This window comes from uncultured Halomonas sp., assembly GCF_947501415.1.
In the GTDB taxonomy this organism is placed as follows: Bacteria; Pseudomonadota; Gammaproteobacteria; order Pseudomonadales; family Halomonadaceae; genus Halomonas.
This window is the reverse complement of the sequence record NZ_CANMVL010000038.1, coordinates 1-2,296: the sequence shown is the minus strand read 5'-3', so window position 1 is coordinate 2,296 and position 2,296 is coordinate 1. Positions and strand designations below refer to the sequence as shown.

2 protein-coding genes are annotated in these 2,296 nt (G+C 53.1%); both read right to left on the bottom strand.

Translation table 11 applies throughout. The features are described from left to right. Positions 1-293: 293 nt before the first annotated feature. Complete coding sequence (locus Q0894_RS15720) at positions 294-1,166, bottom strand: hypothetical protein (protein ID WP_299237109.1); 873 nt, start codon at positions 1,164-1,166, stop codon at positions 294-296. A gap of 56 nt (positions 1,167-1,222) precedes the next feature. Next, entirely contained in the window at positions 1,223-2,152 is a 930-nt protein-coding gene (locus Q0894_RS15715; protein ID WP_299237107.1) for a GIY-YIG nuclease family protein, read from the bottom strand. Positions 2,153-2,296: the final 144 nt, after the last annotated feature.

The window sequence follows — 2,296 nt, the reverse complement described above, 5'->3', positions numbered from 1 at the left end:
CCAGCAAGGAAAGGTCATGCGGGTCGGGGGGACAATCTGTTTTGATGATTTACGGACTTATAGCTCCGGCGTCGACACAATCGCGATTCCCTCGTATGGCCCGTCATCTCAGAGTCGAACTGACCTCCCCCAGAGCCAGGCCCCCCCGGCCCTATCAAGCTCAAGCAGGATGTGAGCGAGTCGAGAGACTCGATCAGTGAAAGGTCGTCCTCCACCGGACGATTGACCCGGGTGCTCACCAGCCAGTGGGTCAATCGATAATCCTCTGCCTTGTATATATCTAGGTAGCCCCTTCAGTGAAGATAAACACTTTGCATTTCACACCACGCATCTTTTAAGCTCACCTTAAAAACTTCCTCATAGGATGAGAAAGAAAAGTCCATACTGATGTAACCAGACCCTGTCCCGTACGAACCAAGGTGTTGAAAATCATGATAACCATCACTATCGTAGCGATTGCGCCCAGATTTTGACTTGTAGCTTATCTCTGCCTCGCAATAAACATCTACATTTATACTAGAACCTCCCCTATAATCAGTCTCCAAACTGTAATCCATATCTACTTCACAGCTATCATAAAACCCGCCATCAGAACTCTCGTCACAGTCAAGATTTGCCATATTTACTGATATGCAAACTGCTGCCCCACTATCGTACTCAGTTTGACAACTTTGGCCTGAGGCACCGTTGGCACGTAGTTCAGCTTGACGTTGTGCAACAAGCTCAAGCAGCCTTTCTCTTTCCTCCACCTCCCGTGCAGACATTTCCTGGCAACGGCTACCTACTTTTTTATACCCTTCATTACAAAACCACATACTCCCCATCACATGGGCATTTTCAGGAACCGAGAGGCGCTCACATGAGTTACCCACTCTTTTAAACCCCTCATTACAAAACCACATATTCCCCATCACATGGGCATTCCCTGGAACCGAGAAGCGCTCACATGAGTTACCCACTCTTTTAAACCCCTCATTGCAAAACCACATATTCCCCATCACATGGGCATTCCTTGGAACCGAGAGGCGCTCACATGAGTCACCCACCCTTTTAAACCCCTCATTACAAAACCACATACCGCCCATGGTATGAGAGTTAGGAGGAGAGGCGTACACACTCAAAGGGAAAATGATAAAAAATAAAAACAAAGCCAGCATTGCTTTCATATTAAAACCAGTCCTTCAACAAAGGTTATCTAAAACTCATTATAATTGGCTAAAATTCAAGATGCTTCAGTTTCTACAGCACTTACTTCCTTGTCCTGCCACTCGCCATAGGAGAGCCCACTGCCCTCAACTTTCCAGTCGATTCGGCCGTTGGCCGCGCGCCCTACCACGATGGCGGCTGCAGCACTGGGGCTGGAGAAGGCATAGTCCTTGGTGAAGCGCCGCAGACCACTGCCATTATCGACAAGCACTCCCTCTTCGCAGAGTTGGGCATGCTGCTTCTGATAACTGTGGTAGGGCCCCGCCCACTCACGCCGGGCCAGGGAGCCTTCCAACACAAAAAACTCACCATCCACTTCCTGCCCCTTGGCTCTGATCCCGTGTTTGGAGGCTTCCAGAATGAACCGTGGCGAGGCCTGCGCAAATTGGGGGGCAGGTGTTCCAGCAGCGGTAGATGGTTTGCTGGCATCACGAAGAAAGTCAAAGCCGAGCACCGGCAGCACGGTGCGGATCTGCTCCATAAAGAACGCCATATCGGCGCGATCCGACTCGGGAAGGTTGATGTACTCGTGGGCAGTGCCGTTGATCAGTTGGCAGCGGCCAACCTGCCCGGCGTTCTGAATCAGCAGGCTCTCCAGGTACTTCACATGGGCCTTGGTGAGGTTCTGGTCCTTGCTGGTAACCAGGCAGACCTTCTCCCAGAAGTCCTTGCCGCCCTTCTCCTCCGGCCGGTTATGCTGCTTGAGACGGGTGCCGACGTCGTCGCTCTCGCCTATGTAGACCAGCGGGCGCAGGCTGTTCTCGGGGTCGGGTCCGACCAGGAAGTAGATCCCAGTGCGGCCGCACTCGGGACGCTGCACCAACTCGCTGAGCTTGCTGCGCGGCCCGGTGAGCACGTGGCCGGTCCAGTTCATGATCTCGGCGGTAAGCAGACCGTTGGGCGTGCCGTCCACCAGGAAGAGCCGGATGCTACGTCCTTGCGTCATACCATTTCCGTTTGTGTGGTTTCGTGGGCCGATGAGCCTACCGGCGCCTCCCAACCGCGCACATCAATCTGAAGTGGCCCCCGAAATTCGGACCAGGCGCTAAGCTCTGATCAGACCGACCAGGAGACCCTGATCATGAGCAAG